The organism is Streptomyces sp. (genome assembly GCF_031178505.1).
Classification (GTDB): domain Bacteria; phylum Actinomycetota; class Actinomycetes; order Streptomycetales; family Streptomycetaceae; genus Streptomyces; species Streptomyces gulbargensis.
On the sequence record NZ_JAPSIW010000464.1, the window covers coordinates 1 to 5,695 of the forward strand.

A 5,695-nucleotide genomic window follows, 5' to 3' on the forward strand; every position below is an offset into this window, starting at 1 on the left:
CTCCGACCACCGGTGGGTGCTGCCGATGGCCGCCCTCCTCGGGCCCGTGATGGTCCTCGTCGCCGATGTCGCGGGCCGGATCGTGTTCCCGCCCGGCGAGGTCCCGGCCGGCGTGATGACCGCGCTGGTCGGCGTGCCGTTCCTGGTCACCCTGGTGCGCCGGAAGGCGGTGCCCGCGTGACCGCCCCCGCCGCCACCGCCACCGCCGGGAAGCGGGCCGCCGTCCGCCCGGCCGGGTACGGACTCGTCCGCGCCGGCCGGACCTCCTTCCTGGTCCACCGGCGCTCGGCCGCCGTCGCCACGGGCCTGCTGCTGCTCCTGGCCGCCGCCTCCGTCGCGTACCTCTGCGTCGGGGAGCGGTTCGTCGAGCCCGCCGAGGTCGTACGGGTGCTGCTCGGGCAGGACTCGCCGGCCGCCTTCGTGGTGGAGGAGCTGCGCGCGCCCCGGCTCGTCGTCGCCCTCGCCGTGGGCGCGGCCTTCGGCGTCGCGGGCGCCCTCATCCAGACCGTGGCCCGCAACCCGCTCGCCTCCCCCGACATCATCGGCATCAGCCAGGGCGCCGGGGCGTTCACCGTCGCCGCGATGACCTTCGGCCTCACCTCGTACACGGCGCTGCCCTACCTGTCGATCGCGGGCGGCGTCCTCGCCTCGGCGCTCGTGTACGTGTTCGCCTGGCGCGGCGGGCTGCACGCGACCCGCTTCGTGCTCATCGGCATCGGCTTCGCCATCGCCCTGCGGTCCCTGACGACCCTGTTCATGACCAAGGGCGACTACCTGGTGGCCCAGCAGGCGCAGATCTGGATGACCGGCTCCCTCAACGGTCGCGGCTGGGACGAGTCCGCCCCGATCCGCTGGACGCTCCTGATCACGCTGCCCGCCGTGCTGTGGGCGGCCCGCGCCCAGCGGACGGTCTCCCTGGACGACTCCACGGCGACCGCCCTCGGCGTGCGGCTGGGACGGGTACGGCTCGGGCTCGTCGCCGTCGGTGTCGTCCTCGCGTCGGTCGCCACGGGCGTCGCCGGACCGGTCGACTTCGTGGCGCTCCTCGCCCCGCAGGTCGCCCGGCGCATGACACGGACCGCGCAGATCCCGCTGCTGTGCTCGGCGCTCACGGGCGCGGCGGTCGTGGTCCTCGCCGACCTGCTCGGCAGGCGGCTGTTCTCGCCGGTCGAACTGCCGGTGGGTGTCCTCACGGCGGCGGTCGGCGCCCCGTATCTGATCTGGCTCATCGTCCGGAGCCGCACCGCAGGAGGCAAGGCGTGAGTGATCCGGTTCCCGGTACGAAGGGCGGCGCGGGTACGGCGGGCGGCGGCCGGCTGGCCGCGCGCGGGCTGACCCTCGCCTACGAGGACCGCACGGTCGTCCACGAGCTGGACCTGGCGATCCCCGACGGCAAGGTCACGGTGATCGTCGGCCCGAACGCCTGCGGCAAGTCCACCACCCTGCGGGCACTCGGCCGGCTCCTGCGGCCCGCCGGCGGGGCGGTGCTCCTCGACGGCCGGGAACTCGCCCGGCTGCCCACCAAGCGGATCGCCCGCGCGATCGGCCTGCTGCCGCAGACGCCGGTCGCGCCCGAGGCGATCACCGTCGCCGATCTGGTCTCCCGGGGCCGCCAGCCGCACCAGGCCTGGTGGAAGCAGTGGTCGGAGGAGGACGAGCGGGCGGTCGTCGAGGCCATGGAACGCACGGACGTGGCCGCGCTCGCCGACCGGTCCGTGGACGAGCTGTCGGGCGGACAGCGCCAGCGCGTCTGGATCGCGATGGCCCTGGCCCAGGAGACGGACCTGCTGCTCCTGGACGAACCGACCACCTATCTGGACATCGCCCACCAGGTGGAGGTGCTCGACCTGGTGCGCCGGCTCAACCGGGTGCGCGGCCGGACGGTCGTCGTCGTCCTGCACGACCTGAACCAGGCCGCCCGGTACGCCGACCACCTCGTCGCCATGAAGGAGGGCCGGATCGTGGCGGAGGGCCCGCCCGGCGCCATCGTCACGGCGGATCTGGTGCGCGAGGTCTTCGGCCTGGACGCGGTCGTCGTCCCGGACCCGGTGACCGGATCACCGCTGGTGGTGCCGGGCGCGCCGTGGCGGGCGGACACGGGCGCGGAGGCGACGGTCACGGGCTGACGCGGGGCGTGCCGGAGCGGTCGTGCACCCGGGGCCAACGCCCTGCCGGCCCGGCGCGGGGCGCGGACCGCAAGCGCTCCGGCCGGCGGGCGCTCCGGGGGACGCCCGGACGCGGCCGCCATGGGCGGAGGTCCGGAGGACCGCTCACCCCCGGGGTGTCGGCCGCGCCGGGGCCCGTCAGTGTCTGCGCGAGCGCCAGATCAGGAAGAGGGCCGAGGCGACGGCCGCGCCGCGCAGGACCCACGGCCAGGTCTCGCCGATCGCCGCGCCCATGGCCTCGCCGCCCTGCGCGAGCGGGGCGCCCCAGCGGCCGTCGACGCGGCCCCACAGCCAGGCGATCCCGCCCGCCACGGCGAGGCCCGGCAGGACCAGGACGGCGGTCCTGGTCTCGGCGGGCGTGAGGCGGCGGGAGGCGTACGCGAGGAGCCAGCCGGCCGCGAGGGCGAGGAGCGAGCCGAAGGCGGCCCCGCCGAGGAGGAGCAGGGCGGCGAGAAGGAGGAAGGGGTTCGCGAGGAGCGGGCGGCCCCGGGCGGCCTCCACGGCCACCGCGCCCGCCGCCGGCGCGTCGTCCCCGACTGCCTCCGGGCCCCCGGCGGGCCGGCGCCGGCGCAGCAGCCGGGAGAGCCGGCGCCACTTCCCCCCGCCGTCCTCCTCCGGGTCCCGCGACTCCTCCTCGTCCTCCTCCGGGACCGGCGGCGCGAAGAGTTCGGGGGCCTCGATGCCGCCGAAGAAGCCGGGCGGCAGTGCCTCCGGTTCGCCGGCCCGCCACCAGTCCGTCTCTCCGTCGGCGGCGGGACCGCCGTCCTCGTCCGCCGGCGCCCCGCCCGTACGCGGGCGGGGGACGGACGCCTTCGTCATCTCCGGGCCGGGGGCGGGCGCCTTGTCCTCCGGGCTGTCCGGACGGCCGTCCGTGCCGTCGGGACGTCCCCGCTCGCTGTCCGGTCCGTCCGTCCTGCCCACGCGGTCCACGACCTCGTCCGGCGTGCCGAGCGCGCCGAGGATGCCCCGTACCGCCGCCGGGTTCCGACCGCTCCGCCCGGCGCGCCGCCGGTCGATCTCGTCCCGGAGCTCCGACACGAGGCGCGCCCGGTCGCTCGCGGGCAGATGGCGCCGCTGCGCCACGTCGCCCACCCGGCTCAGATAGTCGAAGACCAACTGGTCGCTCTCGATGCCCATGCTGCCCCTCCACGGCCCGTGCGCCCGCTACGCGTCGACGGTAGCGCCTGCGTGCGCCCGATCAGGGGCTAACGTGGTGCGGATGGGGATCGGCGAGCTCGACCGGGAGGCGCACGTGCCGGAAGGACGTCCCGAGGGGAACGGCGCCACCGCGCCGCCGCGCACGCTCGCGGAAGCGCTGCGCGCGCGGGGCGACGAAGGGCTCGCCGCGCTCCTGCGTGCCCGCCCCGACCTGCTGTCGCCGGTCCCGAACGACCTGACGCAGCTCGCCACCCGCGCCGGCACGCGCGGCTCGGTCGTCCGCGCCCTGGAGCGGCTCGACCGGTTCGCGCTCCAGACGGCCGAGGCGCTGGCCGTGGCCCCGGACCCCGCCGCGTACCCCGTCCTCCTCGCCCTGCTCACCGGCGACGAGGGCGACGCGGAGATCGAGGCCGCGCTGCCCGGCGCGGTCGCGCTGCTGCGCGAACAGGCGCTGGTGTGGGGCGAGGACGACCGGCTGCGGCTGGTGCGGACCGCGCGGGAGCTGCTCGCGCCCTCGCCGCAGCACCCCTCCCCCACCGGCCTCGGGCCGACGGTCGCCGAGGCGACGTCCGGCATGTCGCCGGGCCGGGTGCAGGAGCTCCTCGCCGCGGCCGGGCTGCCCGCGACGCACGACCCCGTCTCGGCGGTCGCCGCCCTCACGGAACTCTTCACGCACCGGACGCGGATGGGCGCGCTCCTGGACACCGCCCCGCCGGAGGCCCTCGCGGTCCTGGACCGGCTGGTGTGGGGTCCGCCGTACGGCGAGGTGACGGCCGACCCGGCCCCGCCGGTGCGCTGGCTGCGGGACCGGGGGCTGCTGCTTCCGGTGTCTCCGCGGACGATGGTGCTGCCGCGCGAGGTGGCGCTGCACCTGCGGGGCGGGCGGGTGCACCGGCACCCGGAGCCGGTGCCGCCGCGTCCGGCGGTGCTGCGCGAGTACCGTCCCCAGGTGGTGGACAGCGCCGCCGCCGGACAGGCCTACGCGGCGCTCGCCACGGTCGAGGAGCTGCTGAAGTCCTGGGACCGGGGCGGCCCGCCGGTGCTGCGCGCGGGCGGTCTGGCCGTACGGGACCTCAAGCGGACCGCCGCCGCCCTGGACGTGACCGAGCCGGTGGCCGCGTTCTGGCTGGAGCTCTGCCACGGCGCGGGGCTGCTCGCCTCGGACGGCGAGGCGGACGAGCGGTACGCGCCGACCCCCGCCTACGACGACTGGCTCGACCTGCCGCCCGCCGAGCGCTGGGCGCGGCTCGTCACCGCCTGGCTCACCGCGACCCGCACCTCCGGCCTGGTCGGCGGGCAGGACGCGCGCGGCCGGACCCTGTCGGCGCTCGGCCCCGACCTGGACCGGGCACCCGCCCCGGAGGTCCGCCACCGGGTCCTCACCCTCCTCGCGGCGCTGCCGCCGGGCTCCGCCGCCGACCCGGGGACGGTGCTCGCGCGGCTGGCCTGGGAGCGGCCCCTGCGGAGCGCGGGCGCGGCGGCCGCGGCGGGCCCCGGCGGGGGCCGGGCCGCCTCCGGCGCCCCTCAGGAGCCGGGCGGCCGGCAGCAGGGCCCGTACGGCTCCGGCGGCCACGGCGCACCGCCGTACGGCTCGCACGGGCCCGCGGGGCACGGCCCGGGCGGTCCCGCACCCGACCTGCGGGCCCGGATCGCCCGGTGGACGCTGGAGGAGGCCGAGCTGCTCGGGATCACCGGGCGCGGTGCCCTCTCCACCCCGGCCCGCGCCCTGCTGAACCTGCCGCTCGCCGAGGCCGCCGACCCCGCCGGCCACGCGGGCGAGGTCGAGCTGTCGGTCGCCGCCGAGCGCGCGGCGGAGCTCCTGGCGCCGCTGCTGCCGGAACCCGTCGACCACGTCCTGCTCCAGGCCGACCTGACCGCCGTCGCGCCCGGCCCGCTGCTGCGTCCGCTCGCCGACGCGCTCGCCGTCCTGGCGGACGTGGAATCGAAGGGTGGCGCCACGGTGTACCGGTTCACGCCCGGTTCCGTACGGCGTGCCCTGGACACCGGCCGCACCGCCTCCGACCTGCACGACTTCCTCGCCGCGCACTCCCGCACGCCCGTTCCGCAGCCGCTCGCCTACCTGATCGACGACGTGGCGCGGAAGCACGGCCACCTGCGGGTCGGCGCGGCCTCCGCGTACGTGCGCTGCGACGACGACACCCTCCTCGGCGAGATCCTCGCCGACCGGCGCTCCGCCTCCCTGCGGCTGCGCCGCCTCGCCCCGACCGTGCTGGCCGCGCAGGCCGATCCGGCGGCGCTGCTCGACGGGCTGCGGGCCATGGGGTACGCGCCGGCGGCCGAGTCCGCCGAGGGCGACGTCCTGATCACCCGCGCCGACGCGTACCGCACCCCGGCCCGTACGGCCCCGGTGC

5 protein-coding genes are annotated in these 5,695 nt (G+C 77.8%); 4 read left to right on the forward strand and 1 reads right to left on the reverse strand.

Annotated features, from left to right (window positions below):
- The 3 genes from RIF68_RS25280 to RIF68_RS25290 form a co-directional block, all read left to right on the forward strand.
- Window positions 1-181, forward strand: a 181-nt coding sequence (locus RIF68_RS25280; RefSeq protein ID WP_309053603.1) for an iron chelate uptake ABC transporter family permease subunit, incomplete at its 5' end; no start/stop codon positions are given.
- On the forward strand, window positions 178-1,263 hold the full coding sequence (locus tag RIF68_RS25285; RefSeq protein ID WP_309053604.1) for an iron chelate uptake ABC transporter family permease subunit: 1,086 nt from the start codon (window positions 178-180) through the stop codon (window positions 1,261-1,263). The genes RIF68_RS25280 and RIF68_RS25285, both read left to right, overlap by 4 nt.
- Window positions 1,260-2,126, forward strand: a complete 867-nt coding sequence (locus RIF68_RS25290; protein WP_309053605.1) for an ABC transporter ATP-binding protein — start codon at window positions 1,260-1,262, stop codon at window positions 2,124-2,126. Before RIF68_RS25285 ends, RIF68_RS25290 begins: the two co-directional genes overlap by 4 nt.
- 177 nt (window positions 2,127-2,303) lie before the next feature.
- Here RIF68_RS25290 and RIF68_RS25295 read toward each other — a convergent pair whose 3' ends face one another.
- Complete coding sequence (locus tag RIF68_RS25295; protein WP_309053606.1) at window positions 2,304-3,302, reverse strand: hypothetical protein; 999 nt, start codon at window positions 3,300-3,302, stop codon at window positions 2,304-2,306.
- A gap of 82 nt (window positions 3,303-3,384) precedes the next feature.
- Between RIF68_RS25295 and RIF68_RS25300 the strand changes: the two genes are divergently transcribed.
- Window positions 3,385-5,695 (forward strand): helicase-associated domain-containing protein (locus tag RIF68_RS25300; protein WP_309053607.1); only part of this gene is annotated, 2,311 nt, incomplete at its 3' end.

Excerpts from the sequence above, each read along its gene's own strand:
- RIF68_RS25295 (WP_309053606.1), bottom strand. The coding sequence starts at position 3,302 with ATGGGCATCGAGAGCGACCAGTTGGTCTTCGACTATCTGAGCCGGGTG.